Raw genomic sequence first — 506 nt, 5'->3', positions numbered from 1 at the left:
ACCTTCAGCCTCACCAGCGCCGGTGCCTACACCTTCACCCTGCTCAAGCCGCTGGACCATGCGGCCGGCAATGACGAGAACGATATCACCATCAACCTGGGCAGCTTGCTGCAGGCCACCGACAAGGACGGCGATACCGTCACCGCCGCTGCTGAAAAACTGGTCATCACCGTTGACGACGACACGCCAACGGCAACCGGCACCCCTGTAACCGGAACGGTCGATGAAGACGGCCTGACCAACGGCATCCCTGGAGGCACCGGCGACGTTGCTGGCGAGGCGACTACCGCCAGTGGCAGCGTAACCGGCATATTCCAGTCCGGTGCCGACACGCCGCTGAGCTATGGCTTGTCGAGTGACACCAGCGGCTTGCCTGCACTGAGTTCCGGCGGCGTCGCCCTGGTGTACAGCGTCGTGGGTAATACCCTCACCGCCAAGGCCGGTGTGGTGGACGTGTTCACCTTCAGCCTCACCAGCGCCGGTGCCTACACCTTCACCCTGCTCAA

1 protein-coding gene is annotated in these 506 nt (G+C 63.4%); it reads left to right on the top strand.

The window, feature by feature from the left end; translation table 11 throughout:
• On the top strand, window positions 1-506 hold a 506-nt coding region (locus UIA24_RS23145), incomplete at both ends, for a T1SS-143 repeat domain-containing protein (protein WP_442963076.1).

This window comes from Pseudomonas sp. AL 58 (assembly GCF_036348395.1).
GTDB classification, from domain to species: domain Bacteria; phylum Pseudomonadota; class Gammaproteobacteria; order Pseudomonadales; family Pseudomonadaceae; genus Aquipseudomonas; species Aquipseudomonas defluvii.
This window is presented reverse-complemented; position numbering and strand designations above follow the sequence as displayed.